Source organism: Knoellia sp. AC549 (assembly GCF_979258975.1).
The window spans coordinates 521,682-545,536 of the sequence record NZ_OZ409890.1 but is presented as its reverse complement, the minus strand read 5'-3'; the positions used below and the strand labels follow the sequence as shown (position 1 = coordinate 545,536).

Here is a 23,855-nt window from a genome sequence, read left to right as displayed (position 1 = left end):
TATGCCGGGTGGCTCGCACCCGGCATACCGGCTCGTTCTGCTTGACCCGCCGCGCAGATCGGAAGCAGCGGCCGTCTTCCCCTCGAAGAACGTGGTGAGAAGGTCCTAGGAGATGTCCTGGCGCACGGTCCGCCAGGTGCCGACCGCGCTCAGGACGGCCGCGTAGGTGGCGAGCACGAGGGCTGCCGTCCACCAGGAGAGGGGCTGCACCGCGTTGTCCCCGCCCTGCGTTACTCCGCTGACCATCGCGCTCGTGGCCTGGCCCGGCATGAACTTGGCGATGTGCTCCTGACCGAAGTCCCAGAACGTCAGCGCGAAGCTGGCGAGGGGTTCGACGATCTGGGCCACGCCGATCGCGATGAGCAGCGCAGCGACCTGGTTGGGGATGAGGATGCCGACCCCCAGGCCGATGAGCGCCCAGAGTCCGAGCACCAGGAGGCTGAGGGCCAGCGCCCGGAGGACCTGCGTGCTCGGGAAGGGGTCGAAACCCCGGGACTGCAGGACGATGGCACCGGCGACGACGGAACCGACGAGCGAGATCAGGCCGTAGATGGCGCCGATCCCGAGCAGCGCCACGACCTTGGCCAGCATGACCCGGATGCGTCGCGGGGTGCTGAGGAACGTGCTGGTCACGGTCTTGTGGCGGTACTCCGAGCCGATCTGCATGATGCCGATGACCAGGGTGAGGGTGTAGCCGATGGTCAGGCCGGAGGTGTAGACGCTGTTGGCGATCTGGAGCGGGCTGCCGGTGGGCTGGCCCGACGCGATCGACTCCGGCGTCGGTGGGATGGTGAGCAGGAAGCCGAAGAGCACGGCGAAGAGGGCAGCCGCGACGAACATGGCGATCGCCAGACCCCACCACATGCGGGTGGTGAAGAACTTCAGGAACTCGGACTTGATGACGGCGCCCATCATTCGTTCGCCCCTTCCCGGCCGGCGACGGCATCTCGTTCGGTCGGTGGGCCGGGGTTGCCGTCGCCCAGGTTGCGGTTGGTGCCCTCGGTGAGCTCGAAGAAGAGTGCCTCGAGGTCGGCCCTGCGGTCGCGCAGCTCCCAGATCGGCAGTCCTGCCCGCAGGGCCACGTCACCCACGAGGCGCTTGTCGGTGGTCTCGACGATGAGCTCGCCGTCGGTTCCGGGAGTGGCGAGGACGTCTGCGACCCGCAGGGCGCCGGCGAGCTGGTCGACGTCGGACGTGCGGACCACCGTCGAGGGGGCGCCACGCAGCTCGGACATGGCGCCTTCGCGCACGAGCCGCCCGTTGGCGATGATGACGACGTCGTCGACCGTGGCCTCGACCTCCTGCAGGAGGTGGCTGGAGACGAGGATGGTCTTGCCCTCGCTGCTGAGGTGGCGCAGGAAGCCGCGCAGCCAGCGGATGCCCTCGGGGTCGAGGCCGTTCGAGGGCTCGTCGAGGATGAGGACTCGCGGGTCGCCGAGGAGCGCCGCGGCCAGGCCGAGGCGCTGGCGCATGCCCATGGAGTACTCACCGGCGCGCTTGCGAGCAGCAGCCGGTATGCCGGTCAGCTCGAGCAGCTCGTCGACGCGGCTGTCGGGAAGGCCGCCTGCGGCGGCGAGGACGCGCAGGTGGTCGCGGCCCGAGCGGCCCGGGTGGAAGTTCGTCGCCTCGAGGGCCGAACCCACGACCGACTGCGGGTGGTCGAGGTCGTGGTAGTTCTGACCGTCGATCGTCGCCGTGCCCGATGTCGGGTGGATGAGACCGAGGAGCATCCGCAGGCTGGTTGTCTTGCCTGCGCCGTTGGGGCCGAGGAAGCCGGTGATCCGACCGGGCTCGACCTCGAAGCTGAGCTGGTCGACGGCGGTGAAGGAACCGAAGGTCTTGGTGAGGTCGCGTACCTCGATGCGTGCGCCGGTGGTCGTCGAAGCGGCGGTCATCAGGCGTCCCCCCTTGCGTGCTGAAGTCTGTGCATGGCGGCAATTCTGGCAGGCTCACGCGGCGTCAGGGTCAACCGCACGGTGGAGTGGGGGTCCGTCCGAGGTATGACGTCGACCGCTCGCGGAGGCGGCCCCATGCCGGGACGTCCTACCTCGTCCCTAGGATGGTCGCACTATGACCGAGTGGTTACTCGTCCTCGCCGGCGTCGCGCTGACGCTGGGGACCGCCCTGTTCGTCGCCGCCGAGTTCGCGCTGGTCGCACTCGACCGCCCCAGTGTCGAGAAGGCCGTCGAGCGTGGGGACGTCCGGGCCCGGTCGGTCCTCACGTCCCTGCGCGCGCTGTCGACTCAGCTGTCCGCGTCGCAGGTCGGGATCACCCTGACGACCCTCGTGCTCGGCTTCCTCGCCAACCCGTCCATCGGCAAGCTCCTGCTCGGACCGCTGCAGTCGCTCGGGCTCGGCGAGTCGCTCGCGGAGCGCGTCGCATCGGTGCTCGCGATGGTCCTCGCCACGATCTTCTCGATGATCGTCGGCGAGATGGTCCCCAAGACCCTCGCGATCTCGACGCCGCTGGCCACGGCGAAGTGGGTGGCCGCACCGGTGCGATGGTTCGCGTTGGCGTTCAAGCCCTTCATCCACGTCCTCAACGGCACGGCGAACTCGGCGCTTCGTGCCATGGGGGTCGAGCCGCAGGAGGAGCTCTCGGCCGCCCGGAGCCCGGCCGAGCTCGCGTCACTCGTGCGCACGTCGGCCGAGGCCGGCACGCTCGACCTCGGGACCGCCCGCCTCGTGACCGCGTCCCTCACCTTCGGCGCCCAGACGGCCGCCGACGTCATGACCCCCCGCTCACGCGCCACGGCCATCGACCGGTCCGCCTCGGCTCGCGAGTGCGTCGAGCTCGCGCGCCAGACGGGTCACTCGCGCTTCCCGGTCATCGACGACGACTGGGACGACGTCGACGGGGTGGTCCACGTCAAGAAGGCCATCGCCGTGCCGCACGAGCGCCGCGACGACGTCCCCGTCTCAGCCCTGATGACCCCGCCCCTCGTCGTGCCCGAGACGATCCGCCTCGACCCGCTCCTCATCCACCTGCGTGACAGCGGTCAGCAGTTCGCCATCGTCGTGGACGAGTACGGCGGCACGTCGGGTGTCGTCACGCTCGAGGACCTCGTCGAGGAGATCGTGGGCGAGGTGTCCGACGAGCACGACCGCAGCCAGACCACCGGTCGCCAGATGACCGACGGGTCATGGACCGTGCCGGGCCTGTGGCGGCCGGACGAGGTGCTGCGCCGCACCGGTATCGAGATCCCCGAGGGACCGGCATACGAGACGGTCGCCGGCTTCGTCATGTCGGAGCTGGGACGGGTGCCCGTCGTCGGTGAGGTCGTCGAGCTGCCCGGGTGGCGGATCACGGTCATCGACATGGAGGCGCGCCGGGTCGACCGGCTGCGCTTCACGCCCGTGGCGGCCGAGGATGACGCCCCGACGGGACATCGATCCGACGAGTCGGAGGGGGCGCCGGCATGAGTCTCGGAACCATCCTCATCACGGTCGTCCTCCTGCTCGCCAACGCGTTCTTCGTCGGCGCCGAGTTCGCTGCCATGTCCGCCCGCCGCAGCCAGCTCGAACCCCTGGCCCAAGAGGGCAGCCGTCGGGCGCAGACCGCGCTCGACGCCATGTCCCGCACCGGGATCCTGCTCGCGACCGCCCAGCTCGGCATCACCGTCTGCTCCGTGCTCCTCGGCGCCGTGTCCGAGTCCGCCCTGCACCACGCGCTCGTCGGACCGGTCGAGACGCTCGGTGCACCCGAGGCCGTCGCCGACGTCCTGGCGCTCGTGCTCGCCCTGCTCATCGTCGTCTTCCTGCACGTCGTCGTGGGCGAGATGATCCCCAAGAACCTCTCGATCGCGACGCCGGAGCGGGCGGCCATCGCGCTCGTCCCGGCCCTCGTCATGGTCTCGAGGGTGGTCAAGCCGGTCATCAGCGTCATGGACTGGGTCTCCAAGGTTCTGGTCCGGGCGCTGGGGGTGGACCCCAAGGACGAGCTCGCCTCCGCGTTCACGGCCGAGGAGGTCGCGCAGATCCTGTCCGAGTCGCACAAGGAGGGCCTGGTCGAGCCCGAGCAGTACGGCCTGCTCGGCGCCGCCCTCGAGTTCAGTGACAAGGACGCCCGAGACGTCGGTGTCCCCAACGACCGACTCGTCACCGTGGGCGTCGACGCCACCCCCGACGCCATCGAGCGGCTCGTCGCGCGACACGGGTTCTCGCGCTTCCCGGTCGTCGACTCCGGAGGCACGCTCTCGGGCTACCTCCACCTCAAGGACGTGCTCTTCGCCGACGAGCAGGAGCGCCTCGAGCCGGTTCCGGCCAAGCGCATCCGCAGGATGGCGAACGTGCGCCCCGGCGACGAGGTGGAGTCCGTGCTCGCCACGATGCAGCGCACCGGCTCGCACCTGGCCCGGGTCGTCGCCGACGACGGCGAGGTGATCGGCGTCGTCTTCCTCGAGGACGTGATCGAGGAGCTCGTCGGCGAGGTCACGGACGCGTCCCAGCGCGGCTGAACCCCTGACTTGTTGCGACTTCGGGTCGATGCGAGCCCAGCGAGCACCGACCCGAAGTCGCAACAAGTCGGACGGTGTGGTGCCCCCGGCAGGATTCGAACCTGCGCTCCCGCCTCCGGAGGGCGGTGCTCTATCCCCTGAGCTACGGGGGCTCGAATGGTCCGAATAGTGGCCATTCGCGCCATTCTGGGATGCCCACGGAGGGTATCAGCCTAGAGTTCACAGCATGGAATCCGGTCCAGCCGTCGTGGCGATCACGCCTCGGCCGCTGGTCATGGTCTGCGACGACATCGACTCCATCCGGGCCATCATCCGCATCAATCTCGAGCTCGAGGGCTTCGACGTCCTCGAGGCGGCCGACGGGCACGAGGCCATGAGCCATCTCATCGACCCCTCGGCCCCTGTCCCGGACGTGATCATCCTCGACGCCCAGACTCCGCGTCGTGACGGATGGTGGGCCATCGCCGCCATTCGCAGCCACCCTCGTCTCGTCGGAGTCCCCACGGTGCTGGTCACGGCATCCACCACCGCGCACGACCGCAGCGAAGCGGCCCTCGCCGGCTTCGACGCCTTCATCGCCAAGCCCTTCGACCCGGCCGACCTCGTCCAGGTCATCTCACGCCTCGCCGCCCACGGACGACCCGAGAATCCCGGCCAATAGACTTCGCGGGTGACTCCCGAAGAACTTTCCTCCGCGATCCGGGCTGCCCTGCTCGACGCCAATGCCGCCGGCGACTTCACCGCCGAGGTCCCCGGCGAGGTGCGCGTGGAGCGACCCAGGAACCGCGACCACGGCGACTGGTCCACCAACATCGCCCTGCAGCTTGCCAAGCCGGCCGGTATGCCGCCGCGAGACCTCGCCACCGCGCTCGCCTCACGACTGAGCGCGATCGAGGGCATCTCGCAGGTCGACGTCGCCGGCCCCGGCTTCCTCAACATCAGCCTCGACGCGTCGAGCGCAGGAGAGCTGGCCCGAAGCATCGTCGAGAGCGGGGCGGCATACGGCAGGAACGACTCCGAAGCCGGCCACACGATCAACCTCGAGTTCATCTCGGCCAACCCCACGGGCCCGCTGCACATCGGGCACACCCGGTGGGCGGCCCTCGGGGACTCGATGCGGCGCCTCCTCTCCGCCTCGGGAGCGGACGTGACGGCGGAGTACTACATCAACGACGCCGGTGCGCAGATGGACAAGTTCGCCCTGAGCGTCCTGGCCAGTGCCAAGGGCCGGCCCACTCCCGAGGGCGGCTACCCGGGCGCCTACATCGGTGACCTCGCCAAGATCGTCGTCGAGCAGCGGCCCGACCTCCTCGACCTGCCCGACGACGAGGCCATCGCCGTCGCCCGGCCGCTCGCCTACCGGGCGCAGCTCGCCGAGATCAAGCAGACCCTCGAGCGGTTCGGGGTGTTCTTCGACGTGTGGTTCTCCGAGCAGGAGCTCCACGACGGTGGCGCCGTCGAGCAGGCCGTCGAGCGGCTGCGCGAGCAGGGCCACGTCGACGACCGGGACGGCGCGGTGTGGCTGCGCACGACCGACTTCACCGACGACAAGGACCGCGTCCTCATCCGGGCTGACGGTGTGCCGACCTACTTCGCCGCCGACGCCGCCTACTACCTGAGCAAGAAGGACCGCGGCTTCACCGAGAAGATCTACCTGCTCGGGGCCGACCACCACGGCTACATCGGACGGCTCAAGGCCATCGCGGCGTGCGCCGGGGACGACCCGGACGTCAACATCGACGTCCGCATCGGCCAGCTGGTCAACCTCAACGGCGCCAAGCTTCTCGAAGCGGGCCGGCAACATCATCGAGCTGAACGACCTCATCGACTGGATCGGCAGCGATGCCGTCCGCTACAACCTCGCCCGCTACCCCGCGGACAGCCCGCTGAGCCTCGACGGCGAGGAGCTGCGCAAGCAGACCAACGACAACCCGGTCTACTACGTGCAGTACGCCCACGCCCGCACCGCCAACGTCTCGCGACTGGCCGGCGAGGACGGTGTCCACCGCGAGGACGGCTTCGACCCGGCGCTGCTCACCGATGCCACGGAGGCCACCCTCCTCGCCACCCTCGGCGACTTCCCGCGGGTCGTCGCGCAGGCGGCTCACCTGCGCGAGCCGCACCGGGTGGCGCGCTACCTCGAGGACCTCGCCGGCCGCTACCACAAGTGGTACGACACCTGCCGGGTGCGGCCCATGAACGCCGACGAGGAGGTCACCGACCTCCATCGCACCCGGCTGTGGCTCAACGACGCCACCCGCCAGGTGCTCGCCAATGGCCTCGACCTGCTCGGCGTCAGCGCGCCCGAGCGCATGTGAGGGACTGAGCCATGCGTTCACACGAGGCCGGTGCGCTCCACGCCGAAGGCTATGGCGGGCCGCCGCTCTACCTGCCCTTCCCCACCGACGTCAACGCGCTGCTGCCGCAGCTCTGGGCGGACTCGGTATGCCGTGATGCCGAGGGCCGTCTGACCGTCGCCGGTCTCGACGTGGAGACCATCGCGCGCGAGTTCGGCACGCCGGCATACGTCGTCGACGAAGGTGACTTCCGCGCGCGGGCGCGGGCGTTCCGCGACGACTTCGCGGCGCCCTTCGACACGGTCTGCGGTGGCGCCGACGTCTACTACGCGGGCAAGGCCTTCCTGTGCACCGCCGTGGCGAAATGGGTTGCGGAAGAGGGCCTTTCGCTCGACGTGTGCAGCGGGGGCGAGCTCGCCGTGGCACGCCGGGCGGGCTTCCCGGCAGAGCGGATCGGCTTCCACGGCAACAACAAGTCGCTGGCCGAGATCCGGGACGCGCTGGACTACGGCGTGGGGCGGATCGTCGTCGACTCCTTCGTCGAGATCGAACGGGTCGCGGAGATCGCGGCCGAGCTGGGGGTGGTCGCTCCGGTGATGATCCGCGTGACCGTCGGCGTCGAGGCTCACACCCACGAGTTCATCGCGACCGGGCACGAGGACCAGAAGTTCGGGTTCAGCCTGTCCGGTGGCCAGGCGCTCGACGCGGCCAGGGCTGTCTTGACCCACGAGAGCCTGGACCTGCGTGGGCTGCACTCGCACATCGGCAGCCAGATCTTCGACACGGGCGGATTCGAGATGAGCGCGCGCCGCCTCGTCGGCCTGCACGCGCAGATCGCGAACGAGCTCGGCCATCACAGCCCCGAGATCGACCTCGGTGGTGGCTTCGGCATGGCCTACACGTCACAGCACACTCCGCTCCAGCCCGGCGAGATCGGTGAGCAGCTCGCCGACATCGTGGGTCGTGAGTTCAAGGCCATCGGTGACGGCGATCTCGAGGGGGTGCCCGTCCCGAGGGTGTCGATCGAGCCGGGCCGCGCCATCGTCGGACCCTCGACCTTCACCCTCTACGAGGTGGGCACCATCAAGCCGGTCGAGCTCGGCGACCACCACTCGCGTGTCTACGTCTCGGTCGACGGGGGCATGAGCGACAACGTGCGGCCCGCGCTCTACGAGGCCGACTACTCGTGCACCCTTGCCAACCGGACCTCCGATGCCGAGCCGGTGCTCGCCCGGGTCGTCGGCAAACACTGTGAGAGCGGTGACATCGTCGTCCAGGACGAGTGGCTGCCCGCGGACACCCAGCCGGGTGACCTCATCGCCGTGCCCGGCACCGGCGCCTACTGCCGGGCGCTCTCGAGCCAGTACAACCACACTCCCCGGCCGCCGGTGCTCGCGGTCCGAGACGGCAGGGCGCGGGTCGTCGTGCGTCGTGAGACGATCGACGACCTGCTCGCTCTGGACGTCGGGAGCAGCTGATGTCGCAGCCCTGGGATGTCGAGCCCGTGACTGAGGAGAGCCCAGCCGAGATGGCATCCACCACCACTGACCTGCCCACGCTCAAGGTCGCCCTGCTGGGGTGCGGGGTGGTCGGTTCCTCCGTCGCGACGATGCTCATCCGCAACGCCGACGACCTGGCTTCCCGGGTCGGTGCGCGCCTCGACCTCATCGGCATCGCCGTCCGCCGGCCCGAGCGCGCTCGTCCGGACGTCCCCGTCGACCCCTCGCTCTTCACCGCCGACGCCGACAGCCTCGTGCGCAGTGCCGACATCGTCATCGAGGTGATCGGGGGCATCGACCCGGCACGCGAGCTGATCCTCACCGCCATGAAGCACGGCGCCTCCGTCGTCACCGCCAACAAGGCGTTGCTCGCCGAGGACGGACCGACCCTGTATGCCGCGGCCGGCGAGCACGGTGTCGACCTCTACTACGAGGCCGCCGTCGCGGGCGCGATCCCGATCGTCCGACCCATGCGTGAGTCCCTCGTGGGCGACGACGTGCAGCGGGTCCTCGGCATCGTCAACGGCACCACCAACTTCGTCCTCGACAAGATGGACACCACCGGCGCCGGCTTCGCCGAGACCGTCGAGCAGGCCCAGGCCCTGGGCTACGCCGAGGCCGACCCGACTGCTGACGTCGAGGGCTTCGACGCCGCGGCGAAGGCAGCCATCCTCGCGTCCCTGGCGTTCCACACCCGGGTCTCCAGTGACGACGTGCACCGCGAGGGCATCACCGAGGTCACTGCTGCCGACATCCAGGCGGCGCGTGACATGGATGCCGTCGTCAAGCTCCTGGCGATCTGCGAGCTCGTCCGCGACGAGTCCGGCGCGCCCAGCGGCGTGAGCGTCCGCGTGCACCCGGCGATGATCGCGCGGACCCACCCGCTGGCCTCGGTGCGAGATGCCTACAACGCGGTCTTCGTCGAGGCTTCTGCCGCGGGTGAGCTCATGTTCTACGGCAAGGGTGCCGGAGGCGACCCGACCTCGTCGGCCGTCCTGGGTGACGTCGTCGCGGTGGCTCGTCACCGCCTCGCCGGCGGGCACGGCCCGACCGAGTCCGCCTACGCCGACCTGCCGGTCGTCGAGATGGGCCAGGCGACGACGAGGTACCACATCAGCCTCGCCGTGGCCGACCGCCCCGGCGTCCTCGCGCAGGTGGCATCGGCGTTCGCCGCTCACGACGTCTCGATCGAGACGGTGCGACAGCGCGTGCTCGGTGAGGGCGAGCAGTCGCGTGCGTCCCTCGTCATCGTCACCCACCGTGCGTCCGACTCGGCACTGGCCGCGACGGTGAACGCACTGACCGGCCTCGACACCGTCGATGCGGTCGTCTCCTGGATGCGCGTGGAAGGAACCTGAGTGGCACACCAGTGGCGCGGAGTGATCCGTGAGTATGCCGACCGCCTGCCGATGCTTGCCGGCTCACCTGTCGTGACCCTGCACGAGGGGGGCACGCCACTCATCCAGGCCGAGCACCTGTCCGAGCTGGTCGGAGCCAACGTCCTCGTCAAGTACGAAGGCCTCAACCCCACAGGGTCGTTCAAGGACCGCGGGATGACAACAGCGATCTCCTACGCCAAGGGTCGCGGAGCCAAGGCCGTCATCTGCGCGAGCACCGGCAACACGAGCGCCTCGGCCGCGGCCTATGCGACCAAGGCCGGCATGACCTGCGCCGTGCTCGTCCCCGAAGGCAAGATCGCCATGGGCAAGCTGAGCCAGGCCATCGCCCACGGCGCCACGCTCATCCAGGTCGACGGCAACTTCGACATCTGCCTCACGGTCGCCCGCAAGCTCGCCGAGGTGCACCCCGTCGAGCTCGTGAACTCGGTCAACCCGGCGCGGATCGAGGGCCAGAAGACCGCCGCCTTCGAGATCGTCGACGCCCTCGGAGACGCCCCGGACATCCACGTCCTTCCCGTCGGCAATGCCGGCAACATCACGGCCTACTGGCGTGGCTACACCGAGTACGCCACGGACAGCGAGGGCCTGCCGGCCGTCGCGACGCGGACCCCGCAGATGTGGGGCTTCCAGGCGGCCGGCGCCGCGCCCATCGTGCTCGGTCACCCCGTCGACCATCCCGAGACGATCGCGACCGCCATCCGGATCGGCAACCCAGCCTCCTGGCGACAGGCCGAGGAGGCTCGCGACCAGTCGGGTGGTCGGATCGAGTCGGTGACCGACGAGCAGATCCTCGCCGCGCACCGGCTCCTCTCCTCGACGGAGGGCATCTTCGTCGAGCCGGGCTCAGCAGCGAGCATCGCCGGCCTCGTGCAGGCGAGCGAGCGCGGCGAGGTTCCTGCGGACGCGACGATCGTGTGCACCGTGACCGGGCACGGGCTCAAGGACCCGCAGTGGGCGCTGCGCACGGCTGACGGCTCGGAGATCGAGCCGGTCAAGGTCTCGGCCGAGGCGCAGGCCGTCGCCGAGGTCCTGGGCTTCGAGAGCTGATCGTGGGGGAGTGGCGGCCGGGGCTGGTCACGGCCGTGCGCGTGCCGGCCAGCAGCGCCAACCTCGGCCCGGGTTTCGACTCGATCGGGATGGCTCTCGGCGTCTGGGACCGCTGTCGCGCAACGGTTCTCGCCCATCCCGGGCTGCAGATCGAGGTCTCCGGCGAGGGCGTCGGAACCGTCCCGACGGATTCCTCCCATCTGGTCTTCCGCAGCCTTGTCCGTGCGTTCGAGACGTGGGGCGAGAGGGCGCCCGAGGGCTTGGGACTCGAGTGCCGCAACGCCGTGCCACACGGTCGTGGCATGGGCTCGTCGGCCACCGCGATCGTCACCGGCGTCGCCCTCGCCCACGCCTTGCGCGCCGCCCGAGACGGGCGTCCCGCCGACGACGTGGACCTGGGCGCCGTCAACGACCTCGCCGCGCGGCTCGAAGGGCACCCGGACAACTCCTCCGCAAGCGTCTTCGGTGGGGTCACCCTGTCGTGGTCCGACGACCCCGAACGGGGGACGACGACGCTGCGCCTCGCCGCGCATCGCGACGTCGCGCCCGTCGTCTTCAGTCCTGACACCCAGCTCTCCACCGCGACCGCACGCGCGGTGCTGCCCGCCCAGGTGCGGCTCGCCGACGCCGCCGCGAACTCCGCGCGGGCCGCGCTTCTCGTGCATGCCCTGACCGAGGCGCCGGAGCACCTGCTCGACGGCACCCGGGAGTGGCTGCACCAAGAGCCCCGCCGACCGTCGTACCCGGCGTCGATGGCCCTGGTCGACCAGCTCCGCGCCGACGGTCACGCGGCGGTGATCTCCGGGGCAGGACCATCAGTCCTCGTCCTCGCCACCTCGGCCACTGCGGGGATGGTGAGCGAGACGGCAGGTGAGGGATGGCAGGTGCTGCTCCCCGGCATACCTCGTCATGGGGTGGAAGTGCTCGCGAACTGATGGCTCGATGGGCGCACGTCCGGAGACTGTCGCGTCGGTCCAGGGTGTTAGTGTGGCAGCGCGGTCGTAGTTGATGCCGGGGAAGCGTCCTGCTCATCCGATGCCTACCGCGAGTCGCACCCTCCACTGTCGGACTGGTCGTGCTTCAGTCACGCGCCGTTTGTCGGCAAGTCCCGTGGATCAATCCGCCAGATCTCTGGCACCCACTTTCGGCCCCGCCCCCTGCGGGCTAGGGGCCCACTGACGAGGGGAAGGATCCTTCGTGACAGACACCACCACCCTCGAGGCATCCGCGGCGTCCGGGCAGAGCCCGCGCCGATCGGGCTCGCTGACGGCCATGCGCCTTGCCGAGCTCCAGGGCCTTGCTTCGAGCATGGGCATCTCCGGCACCGCCAAGATGCGCAAGGGCGACCTCGTCGCCGCCATCAAGTCACGGCAGAACGGCGAGAGCGGCCCCGCCGCCGCGCCGGCCGCCGAGGCGGAGACCTCCACGTCGGCCCCGGCACGGGGTCGGGCACGTCGGGCCTCCTCGTCCGGCCAGGGGGCGCCGAAGTCCGACGTCGGCGCACCGACCGAGGCGTCCGCACCGACCGAGACATCCGCACCGCGCGACGACCGCGCCGAACGCGAGCCGCAGGGCGACGGTGACGACCGTGCCGAGCGCAGCCAGCACGAGGCCCGCGCCGACCGCAACGGCCAGGCCGACCGGGCGGAGCGTTCGGAGCGCAGGGACCGTGCCGAGCGCACCGAGACGTCCGACGGTTCGAACGAGGACCGCAACGGCCAGAGCCGCGAGGGTCGGGAGCAGCGCGAGGGCAACCGGGAGCAGCGCGAGGGCAACCGCGAGCGCGGACGCAGCCAGGAGCGCCCCGACCGCAACAACCAGGAGCGCCCTGACCGCAACAACGGCGAGCGCCCCGACCGCAACGCCAGCGAAGCGGGCGCCTCCGACCGCGACGGCGAGCAGCGCAGCAACGACCGCACTGACCGCACTCAGGGACAGGGCAACAGGCAGCAGTCCCAGGCTCAGGCTCAGGCTCAGGGTCAGGACCAGGGTGGGCAGAACCAGGACGGCGATGACGACGAGACCGGCCGCAGCGGCCGCCGTCGCCGCAACCGCAACCGCAGCCGCGATCGCGATCGTGACCGCGACCGCGACCGCGACAAGCGCCGCCCCACGTCAGGTGGCGGCGAGGCCCAGGCCGAGAACGAGCTGCAGATCACCGAGGACGACGTCCTCGTCCCCGTGGCCGGCATCCTCGACATCCTCGACAACTACGCCTTCGTGCGGACCTCGGGCTACCTCCCGGGCAACAACGACGTCTACGTCCCGCTCGGGATGGTCAAGCGGCACAACCTGCGCAAGGGTGACGCCGTCGTCGGCGCGACCAAGGCGCCGCGTGACGGCGAGGACCCCCAGCAGCAGACCGTGGGCACCCGCAACAACCGCGCCAAGTACACGCCTCTCGCGCGCCTCGACACCGTCAACGGTCAGAACCCCGACGACGCCCGGACCCGCGCCGAGTTCGGCAAGCTCACGCCGCTCTACCCGCAGGACCGGCTGCGTCTCGAGACCGAGCCGGGCATCCTGACGACGCGGATCATCGACCTCGTCGCCCCCATCGGCAAGGGCCAGCGTGGCCTCATCGTCGCACCGGCCAAGGCCGGCAAGACCATGGTCATGCAGGCCATCGCCAACGCGATCACGACGAACAACCCCGAGGTCCACCTCATGGTCGTCCTCGTCGACGAGCGGCCCGAAGAGGTCACCGACATGCAGCGTGCGGTCAAGGGTGAGGTCATCGCCTCCACCTTCGACCGCCCGGCCGAGGACCACACCACGGTCGCCGAGCTCGCGATCGAGCGGGCCAAGCGCCTCGTCGAGATGGGTCACGACGTCGTCGTGCTCCTCGACTCGATCACGAAGCTGGGTCGCGCCTACAACCTCTCCGCCCCGGCGAGCGGTCGCATCCTCTCCGGTGGCGTCGACTCGGCCGCGCTCTACCCGCCGAAGAAGTTCTTCGGCGCGGCGCGCAACATCGAGGACGGTGGCTCGCTCACCATCCTCGCGACGGCGCTCGTCGAGACCGGGTCGCGCATGGACGAGGTGATCTTCGAGGAGTTCAAGGGCACCGGCAACATGGAGCTCAAGCTCGACCGTGGCCTGTCCAACCGCCGCATCTTCCCGGCGGTCGACATCAACAACTCGGGCACGCGTCGTGAGGAGATCCTTCTCGCTCCCGAAGAGCTCAAGATCATGTGGAAGCTGCGTCGTGTGCTCTCCGGACTCGACAGCCAGCAGGCCATCGAGCTGCTGCTCGACCGGCTCCGCAAGAGCAAGACGAACTACGAGTTCCTCAAGCAGGTCCAGCAGAACAGCTCGATCAGGATCGAGGACGAGTCGGACGACTGAGTCCGGCGTTCAGCTCTTCACAGCGAGGCGGTCTCCCGTGTGGGAGGCCGCCTCGCGGCATTGTCGGGTATGCCGTCCGCTCACCGAACGCTCGCCGGTGCCACCCGGCGCATGGTCGGGAAGGCGGCCTCGGTGAAGCCCAAGGAGCTGTAGAGCGGGGCGCCCTCACTCGTCGCCGCGAGGTCGATCCGGTCGGCATCGCCCTCCTCCTCGAGCCAGCGCACCAGCTCGGTCATCACGGCGCGCGCCAAGCCGCGGCCCCGGGCGTGGGGCAGGGTCGCGACGTTGGAGACGAAGCCGAGGCGACCACGCGGCATGCTCGGCGCGGGGATGGCGGACAGCACCTCGGCCAGTCCGCCCGCAACGACCTGGTCGCCGTCGAGCACGACGAGGACGTGGGTGTTGTCGGCAGCGATCTTCGCCGTGAACCACTCGCGTGCGGCGGCACGCCATTCAGCAGCCTCGAGCTGGTGCGCCGGTGTTCCCATGGCCTCGAACATGAGGACGCGCAGGCGCATCAGGTCGTCGACGTCGTGGACTCCGGCGGGTCGCAGCTGCTCCATGCGCGCCGACGCTAGCCGAGCAGGTGCCCAGCTCTCGCGCTTTTCACCGGACGGCTGTGCGAAAGGGTCCTCAGGCCAGGACCCGGCCCGTGTGGGCGCGGAAGATCAGCGAGGTCTGCACGTGCGAGACGCCCGGCCGGCTCGAGACGTTGTCGAGGACGAAGTCGCGCAGCTGGTCGGGCGACTCGGCGCTCACGTGCAGCAGGAAGTCGTCGGCGCCGCTGATGTTGAACGCGGCCAGCACCCCCGGCAGACCGGCCATCTCGTCCCCGAAGGCCTCGACCTGTGCCCGGTCGTGTCCCGAGAGGCCGATCGCGATCACGGCCTGGAGCGGGCGGCCCATCTTGGCCTGGTCGAGAACGGCGTGGACCCCGGTGATGACGCCGCGCTCCCGCAGAGACCGCACGCGCCCGACACAGGTCGACTCGGCGAGGCCCACCTCGCGCGCGAGAGCAGCGTTCGAGATGCGTCCGTCCGCCGCGAGGGCGGCGACCAGGGCCCTGTCGATCTCATCGAGCAGTGGTGGCGCGGTCGGGGTCGGACCGGGTGTGAGCGGGTGGGGATTCTTCGGCACACCCTCAGGCTAACCAACCCCGGACCGCGGATCACACCGTTTCGAGCCGCAGTGTGCCGGGTTTCAGCGGGACTCTTCCCTGAGGATGTGCATCCTGCGGACGATGGACGACATGAGGACTGAATCCATGACGCGTCACCTCGATCCGGCAACGACGGCCGTCCACGCTGCCCGTGAGGACCTCCGCGGCTCGGGGCTGCACGTCCCACCCATCGACCTGGCCACGACGTATCCGATGCCGACGATCGAAGCCGGCGGGACGGCATACGACACGTTGGGTGCGGGCGAACGGCCGGACCACGAGGCGACCCTGGTCTACCAGCGCCTGTGGAACCCCGGCGTCGACCGGTTCGAGCGTGCCGTCGCGGCGCTCGAGCAGGCCGACGCAGCGGTCGCCTTCGCGAGCGGCATGGCGGCCCTCACCGCGGTCCTCCTCTCGGTCGTGGCGGCAGGCACGCCTCACGTCGTCGCCGTCCGCCCGCTCTATGGCGGCTCTGACCACCTGCTCGCCACGGGCCTGCTCGGCACGAGCGTCACGTGGGCGACGCCCGAGACGGTCGGCGACGCCGTCCGTCCGGACACGGGTCTGGTGCTCCTCGAGACGCCGGCGAACCCCTCGCTCGAGCTCGTCGACATCGCGGCGGTCGTGGCTGAGGCGGGGGACGTGCCCGTGGCCGTCGACAACACCTTCGCCACGCCGGTGCTCCAGCAGCCCGTGCGGCACGGCGCGACGCTCGTCCTGCACTCGGCCACGAAGTTCATGGGAGGGCACGGCGACGTCATGGGTGGAGTGGTTGCGGCGGGCCAGGAGTGGACCTCGCGCCTACGCCAGGTCCGGGCGATCACCGGTGCCGTTCTGCACCCGCTCGCCGCCTATGAGCTGCACCGCGGGCTGCAGACGATCCATGTCCGGGTGCGCGCCCAGCAGGAGTCCGCGGGCGTGGTGGCGGCGTGGCTTGCCGAGCGCTGCGAGGTGTCGGAGGTGCACTACCCGGGCCTCGTCGGCGCCGACCCACGTGGGCTCGTCGGAACCCAGATGACCGGACCGGGAGCGCTGGTCGCCTTTCGGCTCGCCGGAGGGTATGCCGCCGCGTCGGCCTTCGTGGAACACCTGGACCTCGTGACCCATGCCGTGTCGCTCGGGGGTGTGGACAGCCTGATCCAACATCCAGCGAGCCTCACCCACCGGCTGGTCGTCTCCGAGGCGCGACCAGACGCGGACCTCCTGCGCCTCTCGGTGGGACTCGAGGGCGTCGGCGACGTCATCGCCGACCTCGAGAAGGCCTTCGCCAACCTCCCCTGACCTTTCGGGACAGGGATGCTGCAGGGCGCGCGCCATGTCGCGCCCCCTGCAGCAGATCACGACCTGATGCGGTGCACGGAGGGCAGGGAATGTGGGGGAGAGGGGCGTCGTTTAGGTCACTGTGTGCCTGCTCTGGCACACTTGTTCGCTGGACCGGTTCACGGCACCAACGCGTTTCCTGAGCATCACCCTCACGAGTGGATGCAGGCGGGGCGCTACCGGGTCTGCATCTACCTGATGGGCCCGCCGACCCGGAGACATCCAGAGCTTCTCAAGGAGATCATCGTGAAGAAGGACATCCACCCGAACTACGCCGAGACCACGGTCACCTGCACCTGTGGCGCGTCGTTCACCACGCGCAGCACCGCCGAGAGTGGCGAGATCCGCGCCGAGGTCTGCAGCCAGTGCCACCCGTTCTACACGGGCAAGCAGAAGATCCTCGACACCGGTGGCCGCGTCGCGCGCTTCCAGGCTCGCTACGGCAAGAAGGCCGACGCGTAGCACTCCCGATGCGCCGACCCGTTGATCCTGACAAGGGATCCGGGTCGGCGCATTCGTGTTCCCCCGTTGTCGAGCCCATCCCGTCCCTGAGCCGCCTTCGTCCCTGAGAGGACACCCTGATGTTCGAGTCCGCCGAGGCCCTCGCCCGGGAGCACGCCACGCTCGAACGTGAGATGGGTGACCCGGCCATCGCCTCCGACCCCGACCAGCTCCGTGAGATCAACAAGAGGTATGCCGCGCTGGGACCCACGGTTGCGGCATACGCCGCCTGGCAGTCGGCCACGGACGACCTCGAGACCGCCCGGGAGCTGGCGACCGAGGATGCCGGCTTCGCCGCCGAGGTCCCCGCCCTGGAGGCGCACGCTGACGACGCCGCCGACCGGCTCCGCCGCCTGCTCATCCCGCGCGACCCCGACGACGACCGCGACGTCATCGTCGAGGTCAAGGCCGGGGAGGGTGGCGAGGAGTCCGCGCTCTTTGCCGGTGACCTGCTGCGGATGTACCTGCGCTACGCCGACCAGCGCGGCTGGCGCACCGAGGTGCTCGGGTCGACCGAGACCGACCTCGGCGGGTTCAAGGACGTCCAGGTCAGCGTCAAGTCCAAGAAGGCGCCGCAGCCGGGCGAGGGACCGTGGGCCCGGCTCAAGTACGAAGGTGGCGTGCACCGGGTCCAGCGCGTTCCGGTCACGGAGACGCAGGGTCGCATCCACACGAGTGCGGCCGGTGTCTGGGTCATGCCGGAGGCCGAGGAGGTCGAGGTCGAGATCCACGCCAACGACCTGCGCATCGACGTCTTCCGCTCGTCCGGGCCGGGCGGGCAGAGCGTCAACACCACCGACTCGGCCGTGCGGCTCACCCACCTCCCCACCGGCACCGTCGTCATCTGCCAGAACGAGAAGTCGCAGCTGCAGAACCGCGAGGCCGCGATGCGCGTCCTGCGGGCTCGACTGCACCAGATGGCGATGGACGAGGCCAACGCGGCGAGCGCCGACATCCGGGCGAGCCAGGTGCGCACCGTCGACCGCAGCGAGCGCATCCGCACCTACAACTTCGCCGAGAACCGGATCAGCGACCACCGCACCGGGTTCAAGGCCTACAACCTCGACACCGTCCTCGGCGGGGAGCTCGACCCGGTCGTCGAGTCCGCGATGGCGGCGGATGAGGCGGCGAGACTCGCGGCCCTGGGCGAGGGCGCCGCGTGACCACCCTGCGTGAGGCGGTGCGGGCGGCCACGCAGCAGCTGGCCGATGCGGGAGTGGGTTCTCCTGAGCACGATGCCGTCGCGCTGGCCGCGCATGCACTCGGGGTGGACGCCGCCGAGGTGCGGCGACGGATGATCCTCGGTGGTCCCGAACCCGAGGGGTATGCCGCCCTCGTCGCCGAGCGGGCCAGTCGAGTTCCGCTCCAGCACCTCACCGGCCGGGCCTGGTTCCGGGGGCTCGAGCTCGAGGTCGGGCCCGGTGTCTTCGTGCCGCGGCCCGAGACCGAGGTCGTGGCGGGGTGGGCCATCGACGCCGTGAGCGCCTGTGTCGAGGGCGGCGTCGACGAGCCCGTCGTGGTCGACCTGTGCACGGGGTCAGGGGCCATCGCCCTGTCGATCAAGTCGGAGGTGCCGCAGGCGCGGGTCCACGCCGTCGAGGTCAGCGACCTCGCGGTCGCGTGGGCGCAGCGCAACAGGGAGCGTCTGGGGCTCGACGTCGAGATCGTCCACGGCGACGCGGTGACGGCGTTCGAGGAGCTCGCGGAGGTCGACGTCGTCGTGTCGAACCCTCCCTACATCCCCACGACGGCCGAACCCATCGACCCCGAGGTGCGTGACCACGACCCCCATGTCGCTCTCTACGGCGGCAGCGTCGACGGGCTCGCGATCCCTCGTCTGGTCGCTGCACGGGCCGCCGGACTGCTGCGCAGCGGGGGAGTGCTCGTGATGGAGCACGCCGACAGCCAGGGGGAGTCCCTTCCGGCGGCGCTGCGCGCGACGGGTTCCTGGTCGCAGGTCGAGGACCGCCTCGACCTCACCGGTCGGCCGCGAGCGACCGTCGCCGTGCGCGCCTGACGCGGCACCGCCCACGCCCCACGCACTGCGGCCTCCACCCGGTGTCGGGTGGAGGCCGCAGCGTCGTCGGTCGTGTCAGAGGATGTAGATGAGCAGAGCGATGATCAGCAGAACACCGACGATCGTCCAGATGAGACCGGAACCACGCATTGCCTTGCACCTCCGTTCGGAACAGACAGGGTCGAACGTGACGACACTATGCACTCGGAGCCCCGAATGGTGTGATGTCGCCGGGGTCAGTTCGCAGACGAGTTTCGTGACGCCGACCGGTCCCCGCGGACAGCCGCGCCGGGCCCGGTCCTAGGCTGGGCCCATGAGCCCCGTCTTCGACTGCACGACACCCGAGGGGCGCCAGGACGGCATCGCCAAGGCGACCGCCGGAGTGCGCCAGGGCGAGCTCGTCGTCCTCCCCACCGACACCCTCTACGGCATCGGCGCGGACGCCTTCTCGCCCGATGCGGTCCAGCGTCTGCTCGACGCCAAGGGCCGAGGTCGCGAGATGCCACCGCCGGTGCTCGTCCCCGAGGTCCGCACGGTCGACGGTCTGGCCACGGACGTGCCGGCCTATGCCCGCGCCCTCATCGAGCGCTACTGGCCCGGCCCGCTGACGCTCGTCTTCAAGGCGCAGCCCTCGCTCATGTGGGACCTGGGTGACACCGGTGGCACGGTCGCAGTGCGCATGCCCGACAACGAGGTCGCCCTCGAGCTCCTCAAGGAGGTCGGACCGATGGCCGTCAGCAGTGCCAACCGCACCGGGCAGCCGGCGTCCCGCAGCATCATCGACGCCGCGACGCAGCTCGGAGCGTCGGTCGAGTTCTACCTCGACGGTGGCCCGGTCACCGGTGGCCTGGCCTCGACGATCGTCGACTGCACCCACCCCGAGCCCACGATCCTGCGTCGCGGCGCCATCGACGCGGACGAGATCCTGGCTCTCGCGGCGCAGCACCTAGAGTTGCCGGCGGACGAGCAGCCGACGGACGGCCAGCCGGTGGACGAGCAGCCGACGGACGAGCAGCCGGTGGACGAGCAGCCGACGGACGAGCAGCCCGCCGACGAGCAGCCGGCTGACGAGACGACCCCTTCCCCTTCACCAACGGACGAGCCGGCACCCGAATCCAAGGAGAGCAGCAACCATGAGTGAGACGTTCTACGGTTCCGACTTCGAGGCGCTGGAGACCTTCGACCCCGAGATCGCGGGAGTGCTGGTGTCCGAGCTGGATCGCCTCCGCGGCGGGCTGCAGCTCATCGCGAGCGAGAACATGTCCTCACCCGCGGTGCTCACCTCGCTCGGGTCGACCCTGTCCAACAAGTACGCGGAGGGCTATCCGGGCCGCCGCTACTACGGAGGCTGCTCCGAGGTCGACAAGGCCGAGTCCCTCGCCATCGAGCGGGCCAAGGCTCTCTTCGAGGCCGAGCACGCCAACGTCCAGCCGCACTCCGGCGCCAGCGCCAACCAGGCCGTCTACGGGGCGTTCATGAAGCCCGGCGAGACGATCCTGGCGATGAGCCTGCCGCACGGCGGCCACCTCACCCACGGCACCAAGATGTCGTTCTCGGGCAAGTGGTTCAACGCCGTCCACTACGGCGTCGACAAGGACACCGAGGACATCGACTACGCCGAGGTCGAGCGACTGGCCAAGGAGCACCGACCCAAGGTCATCCTCGCGGGTGGGTCGGCCATTCCGAGACTCATCGACTTCGAGTTCTTCCGGCGCATCGCCGACGAGGTGGGCGCGATCTTCTGGGTCGACGCCGCACACTTCATCGGCCTCGTCGCCGGCAAGGCGATCCCGAGCCCCGTGCCGCACGCCGACGTCGTGAGCTTCACGACGCACAAGGTGCTGCGTGGTCCACGCAGCGGCGCGATCGTCTGCAAGGAGGAGCACAAGGCTGCGATCGACAAGGCGGTCTTCCCGATGATGCAGGGCGGTCCGCAGATGCACACGATCGCGGCCAAGGCGACGAACTTCAAGGAGTGCGCCACGCCCGAGTACCAGGCCTACGCGAAGCAGGTCATCGCGAACGCCAGGGTCCTTGCCGAGACGCTGGGAGAGAAGGGCATCCGCCCGACCACGGGTGGCACCGACACCCACCTCTCGCTCCACGACCTCCAGCCGGTGCTCGTCACCGGCGTCGACGCCGAGGCGCGTTGTGACGCGGCGGGCATCACCCTCAACAAGAACGCCATCCCCTTCGACCCGCAGAAGCCCAACATCGCCAGTGGCATCCGCGTGGGCACGCCGTGCGTGACGACACAGGGCATGGGCGAGGAGGAGATGCGCACCATCGGCGACCTCATCGCGCGCGCGGTCGTAGACGGGGACGCGGACCCGGACCACCAGGTCTCCAAGCAGGTGCGTGCCGAGGTGACCGATCTCGTGACGCGCTTCCCGGCATACGCACGCTGAGATCCTGCACGCCGCCGGACCTTTCCCGGCTGGTCACGACGAGGGAGCCTTCAGCCCGGACCTGTTCCGGGCCGAAGGCTCCCTTGCGTGGATGGGACGAAGACGCGTGACATGCGGCCGAGGAGATCGGTCCGGCGGCTCAGTCGCGGCCGGTGCGCTGGTCTTCGACCGCCTGCTCACGTGCCTCGGCCTCCAGAGCAGCGGCCTCCTCGAGCGATGGGCGGGCCTTGGGCTTGGTGCCCGAGGCCGACACGACCGTCCAGACGCTGCGGGCGAGGACCTCGAGGTCGAGCAGCGGCGACATGTGCTTGAGGTAGTAGAAGTCGTAGGAGAAGCTTCTCGATCGTCTCCTCCTCCGACGCGGCATAGCCGTGCCGCACCTGGGCCCACCCGGTGATGCCGGGGCGGACGAGGTGCCGCTGGTCGTAGAAGGGGATGGCGTCGCGGTACTTCTCGACGAAGGTCACCTGCTCCGGGCGCGGTCCGATGAGGGAGAAGCTCACCGCGCAGGATGTTGAAGAACTGGGGCAGCTCGTCGAGCCGGACGCTGCGCAGGACGTGGCCGAGAGGCGTGATGCGGGGGTCGTCACCGGTGGCCTGGCGGGCGCCGTCGACCTCCGCGTCGGCGCGCATCGTGCGGAACTTGAAGAGCTGCGACCAGCTCGCCGCGCCTGCCGACCCGCACCTGACGGAAGATCACCGGGCTGCCGTCGACGACGCGGACGAGCAGGGCGACGACCGCGACGATCGGGAGCCACAGGGGCAGGGTCAGCACGACGAGGACGAGGTCGACGGCGTGCTTGACGGGCAGGAAGGGCAGCTTGCGCAGGAGGGAGGTCTCGATCTCCCAGCCCTCCGACAGGTGACCCAGGGGGACGCGTCCGGTGTGCTGCTCGTAGACCTCGTTGAGCGGGCGGACCTCGCGGCCGGCGACCGAGGTCGCGGAGACGTAGCGGGTGACCTCGCGCGACCACGGGGCGCTGAGGTCGACGGTGAGGATGGTGTCGGGTGGGGGAGCGGACAGCGGCCCGGTGGCACTCGGGTCGATGACGCCGACGACGGTGATGTGCGGGGTGTCGTCCAGGGCTCGCACGATGGCGTTCGAGCTGGTCACGACGACGAGGCGCTCGGTCCACGGTCGTAGTCGCAGAAGCGCCCGCAGGAGCAGGACGAGGCCCAACCAGATCGCGAGCGAGATGAAGAGGTGGTTGCGCGAGTAGTACGGCCGGAACAGGACGATCTGGGCGGTGATCACGAAGAAGGCGAACAGGGCGCCGAGGGCACCTCGGCTGTAGGTGGGTCGCGGAGGGCCCTGCGGCGTGACCGCGGCGACGAGCGCACTCCCGATGGCCGAGCTGACCACCGAGATGGCGATGATCCGCGACAACCCGTTCCCCCGGGTCTGGAGGAGGACGGCGTCGCTGAAGGGTGGGGCGTCGAACACGACGAGCGATGCCGTCACGAGCGCGATGACAAGGAGTGCGGCGTCGGCAAGGCCCATGCCGACGAGGAGCCGCTGTCTCATGGCGGGAAGTGTATTCGCCGCGCTCGCCCCCCTCGGGGACGCCCGTCGGAGTGGGCCAGTTGGCCCCTACCGGGCGCTTGTGATAGTTTTCACAAGCACCCGAAGCACCTCGAGGGAGAGACGCCCAGTGACTGCACACCCCGCGCCACGGACCCCGGTCCGGATGATGCTGCGGGGTGCTCTCGTTCCAGGGATGATCGCCCTTCCGGTGCTCGCAGGTGCCTTCTGGGCGTATGCCGGTGAGCGCGGTGCGCTCTCCGCCCTCGCGGGCGCCGCGACCGTCTTCGTCGTCCTCGTCGTCGGGCTCCTCGGCATCACTGCGGTCGTGATGGGCCCGGCCGCCACGTCCATGGCCGGCGCCGGCGTCGTCTACCTCGGCCAGCTCGTCGTCATCATGGCGATCGTGGCGGTCCTGACCCGCGTGGACTGGCTGGATGGCCGCTCCTTCGCGCTGTCGGCGGTGGCCCAGACGATCGTCATGCAGGTCGGGCAGATCGTCGGATACGCGCGAGCGCGCCACGAGATCCACCCGGGCTCGCTGGACCGTGGAGCAAGGTCATGACCGACGAGCGCACCCCCGACCGCAAGATCCCCAAGGGCGTCGAGGGGCACGAGCCCTTCTCGACCTGGCACGACGACCCCGAGCTGCCCAGCGCCACCGCGCGTGCTGATGCGCTGGGTGCCACCGTCATCGCCTACCTGCTCACCGGCCCCGCCGTGTTCGGCGGGATCGGCTGGGGACTCGACCAGCTCCTAGGCACGGGCTTCATCCTCGTGATCGGGATCCTGGCCGGGATGGCTCTGTCGTTGTACGTCATCTGGCTCCGGTACGGTACGTCGTGACGCCCCTGACCATCGGCCGCAAGCGACGCGCGCT

Annotated in this window: 22 protein-coding genes, 1 tRNA gene and 2 pseudogenes; 17 read left to right on the top strand and 8 right to left on the bottom strand. The window is 70.0% G+C overall.

Features of this window, described 5'->3' with window-relative positions:
* Nucleotides 1-105: 105 nt before the first annotated feature.
* A complete protein-coding gene (locus tag ACZZ98_RS02580) occupies nt 106-915 on the bottom strand; it encodes an ABC transporter permease subunit (RefSeq protein WP_463514809.1) in 810 nt (269 codons plus the stop codon).
* Nucleotides 912-1,895 (bottom strand): ABC transporter ATP-binding protein, encoded by a 984-nt coding sequence (locus ACZZ98_RS02575; RefSeq protein WP_463514808.1) that lies wholly within the window; start codon nt 1,893-1,895, stop codon nt 912-914. Before ACZZ98_RS02575 ends, ACZZ98_RS02580 begins: the two co-directional genes overlap by 4 nt.
* Nucleotides 1,896-2,070: 175 nt before the next feature.
* Here ACZZ98_RS02575 and ACZZ98_RS02570 point away from each other — a divergent pair, with 175 nt between their 5' ends.
* Both ACZZ98_RS02570 and ACZZ98_RS02565 read left to right on the top strand, forming a co-directional pair.
* The gene (locus ACZZ98_RS02570) at nt 2,071-3,423 is read left to right on the top strand and encodes a hemolysin family protein (RefSeq protein ID WP_463514807.1); all 1,353 of its coding nucleotides are present in this window, start codon (nt 2,071-2,073) and stop codon (nt 3,421-3,423) included.
* Entirely contained in the window at nt 3,420-4,457 is a 1,038-nt protein-coding gene (locus ACZZ98_RS02565; protein ID WP_463514806.1) for a hemolysin family protein, read from the top strand. The genes ACZZ98_RS02570 and ACZZ98_RS02565 overlap by 4 nt, the downstream gene beginning before the upstream one ends.
* 77 nt (nt 4,458-4,534) lie before the next feature.
* Here the strand turns inward: ACZZ98_RS02565 and ACZZ98_RS02560 are convergent.
* A tRNA-Arg gene (locus tag ACZZ98_RS02560) sits at nt 4,535-4,609 on the bottom strand.
* Between the two features lie 74 nt (nt 4,610-4,683).
* On the opposite strand from ACZZ98_RS02560, the gene ACZZ98_RS02555 reads away from it, so the two are divergent.
* From ACZZ98_RS02555 to rho, 7 genes and pseudogenes are all read left to right on the top strand, one after another.
* The gene (locus ACZZ98_RS02555; protein WP_463514805.1) at nt 4,684-5,118 is read left to right on the top strand and encodes a response regulator; all 435 of its coding nucleotides are present in this window, start codon (nt 4,684-4,686) and stop codon (nt 5,116-5,118) included.
* Nucleotides 5,119-5,127: 9 nt separating this feature from the next.
* A pseudogene (gene argS, locus ACZZ98_RS02550) lies at nt 5,128-6,775 on the top strand (arginine--tRNA ligase).
* An 11-nt stretch (nt 6,776-6,786) separates the two neighbouring features.
* Nucleotides 6,787-8,232: a diaminopimelate decarboxylase gene (gene lysA / locus ACZZ98_RS02545; protein ID WP_463514804.1), complete on the top strand. Its 1,446-nt coding sequence runs from the start codon at nt 6,787-6,789 to the stop codon at nt 8,230-8,232.
* 50 nt (nt 8,233-8,282) lie between these two features.
* Nucleotides 8,283-9,611 (top strand): homoserine dehydrogenase, encoded by a 1,329-nt coding sequence (locus tag ACZZ98_RS02540; RefSeq protein ID WP_463514803.1) that lies wholly within the window; start codon nt 8,283-8,285, stop codon nt 9,609-9,611.
* Complete coding sequence (gene thrC / locus ACZZ98_RS02535; protein WP_463514802.1) at nt 9,612-10,700, top strand: threonine synthase; 1,089 nt, start codon at nt 9,612-9,614, stop codon at nt 10,698-10,700. It abuts the gene before it with no gap.
* Between the two features lie 41 nt (nt 10,701-10,741).
* Nucleotides 10,742-11,635: a homoserine kinase gene (locus ACZZ98_RS02530; RefSeq protein WP_463514801.1), complete on the top strand. Its 894-nt coding sequence runs from the start codon at nt 10,742-10,744 to the stop codon at nt 11,633-11,635.
* 262 nt (nt 11,636-11,897) lie between these two features.
* A complete protein-coding gene (rho, locus tag ACZZ98_RS02525; RefSeq protein WP_463514800.1) occupies nt 11,898-14,048 on the top strand; it encodes a transcription termination factor Rho in 2,151 nt (716 codons plus the stop codon).
* Nucleotides 14,049-14,128: 80 nt separating this feature from the next.
* Here the strand turns inward: rho and ACZZ98_RS02520 are convergent, their stop codons facing one another.
* Together ACZZ98_RS02520 and ACZZ98_RS02515 are read right to left on the bottom strand one after the other, a co-directional pair.
* Nucleotides 14,129-14,611: a GNAT family N-acetyltransferase gene (locus ACZZ98_RS02520; RefSeq protein WP_463514799.1), complete on the bottom strand. Its 483-nt coding sequence runs from the start codon at nt 14,609-14,611 to the stop codon at nt 14,129-14,131.
* A gap of 70 nt (nt 14,612-14,681) precedes the next feature.
* Nucleotides 14,682-15,185, bottom strand: a complete 504-nt coding sequence (locus ACZZ98_RS02515) for an Lrp/AsnC family transcriptional regulator (RefSeq protein ID WP_463514798.1) — start codon at nt 15,183-15,185, stop codon at nt 14,682-14,684.
* 112 nt (nt 15,186-15,297) lie between these two features.
* Here ACZZ98_RS02515 and ACZZ98_RS02510 point away from each other — a divergent pair, with 112 nt between their 5' ends.
* The 6 genes from ACZZ98_RS02510 (at nt 15,298) to ACZZ98_RS02485 (ending at nt 21,453) form a co-directional block, all read left to right on the top strand.
* The gene (locus ACZZ98_RS02510; RefSeq protein ID WP_463514797.1) at nt 15,298-16,488 is read left to right on the top strand and encodes a trans-sulfuration enzyme family protein; all 1,191 of its coding nucleotides are present in this window, start codon (nt 15,298-15,300) and stop codon (nt 16,486-16,488) included.
* Between the two features lie 285 nt (nt 16,489-16,773).
* The gene (gene rpmE / locus ACZZ98_RS02505; protein ID WP_463514796.1) at nt 16,774-16,989 is read left to right on the top strand and encodes a 50S ribosomal protein L31; all 216 of its coding nucleotides are present in this window, start codon (nt 16,774-16,776) and stop codon (nt 16,987-16,989) included.
* 119 nt (nt 16,990-17,108) lie between these two features.
* The gene (prfA, locus tag ACZZ98_RS02500; RefSeq protein ID WP_463514795.1) at nt 17,109-18,191 is read left to right on the top strand and encodes a peptide chain release factor 1; all 1,083 of its coding nucleotides are present in this window, start codon (nt 17,109-17,111) and stop codon (nt 18,189-18,191) included.
* Entirely contained in the window at nt 18,188-19,045 is an 858-nt protein-coding gene (gene prmC / locus ACZZ98_RS02495) for a peptide chain release factor N(5)-glutamine methyltransferase (RefSeq protein ID WP_463514794.1), read from the top strand. Before prfA ends, prmC begins: the two co-directional genes overlap by 4 nt.
* A gap of 313 nt (nt 19,046-19,358) precedes the next feature.
* Nucleotides 19,359-20,186: an L-threonylcarbamoyladenylate synthase gene (locus ACZZ98_RS02490; protein WP_463514793.1), complete on the top strand. Its 828-nt coding sequence runs from the start codon at nt 19,359-19,361 to the stop codon at nt 20,184-20,186.
* Nucleotides 20,179-21,453 (top strand): serine hydroxymethyltransferase, encoded by a 1,275-nt coding sequence (locus ACZZ98_RS02485; RefSeq protein WP_463514792.1) that lies wholly within the window; start codon nt 20,179-20,181, stop codon nt 21,451-21,453. Before ACZZ98_RS02490 ends, ACZZ98_RS02485 begins: the two co-directional genes overlap by 8 nt.
* Before the next feature lie 139 nt (nt 21,454-21,592).
* Here ACZZ98_RS02485 and ACZZ98_RS02480 read toward each other — a convergent pair whose 3' ends face one another.
* The 3 genes and pseudogenes from ACZZ98_RS02480 to ACZZ98_RS02470 all read right to left on the bottom strand — a co-directional run bounded on the left by ACZZ98_RS02480 (nt 21,593) and on the right by ACZZ98_RS02470 (nt 22,954).
* Complete coding sequence (locus tag ACZZ98_RS02480; RefSeq protein ID WP_463517820.1) at nt 21,593-21,820, bottom strand: hypothetical protein; 228 nt, start codon at nt 21,818-21,820, stop codon at nt 21,593-21,595.
* A 43-nt stretch (nt 21,821-21,863) separates the two neighbouring features.
* Nucleotides 21,864-21,920: pseudogene (locus tag ACZZ98_RS02475) on the bottom strand (hypothetical protein); the annotation flags it as partial.
* 119 nt (nt 21,921-22,039) lie between these two features.
* Nucleotides 22,040-22,954 carry a sugar transferase gene (locus ACZZ98_RS02470; protein WP_463517708.1) on the bottom strand — a complete coding sequence of 305 codons (915 nt, stop codon included), beginning with the start codon at nt 22,952-22,954 and terminating at the stop codon, nt 22,040-22,042.
* A 151-nt stretch (nt 22,955-23,105) separates the two neighbouring features.
* Between ACZZ98_RS02470 and ACZZ98_RS02465 the strand changes: the two genes are divergently transcribed.
* Together ACZZ98_RS02465 and ACZZ98_RS02460 are read left to right on the top strand one after the other, a co-directional pair.
* Nucleotides 23,106-23,540: a hypothetical protein gene (locus tag ACZZ98_RS02465; RefSeq protein WP_463514791.1), complete on the top strand. Its 435-nt coding sequence runs from the start codon at nt 23,106-23,108 to the stop codon at nt 23,538-23,540.
* Complete coding sequence (locus ACZZ98_RS02460) at nt 23,537-23,821, top strand: AtpZ/AtpI family protein (protein WP_463514790.1); 285 nt, start codon at nt 23,537-23,539, stop codon at nt 23,819-23,821. Before ACZZ98_RS02465 ends, ACZZ98_RS02460 begins: the two co-directional genes overlap by 4 nt.
* The last annotated feature ends 34 nt before the right edge of the window (nt 23,822-23,855 follow it).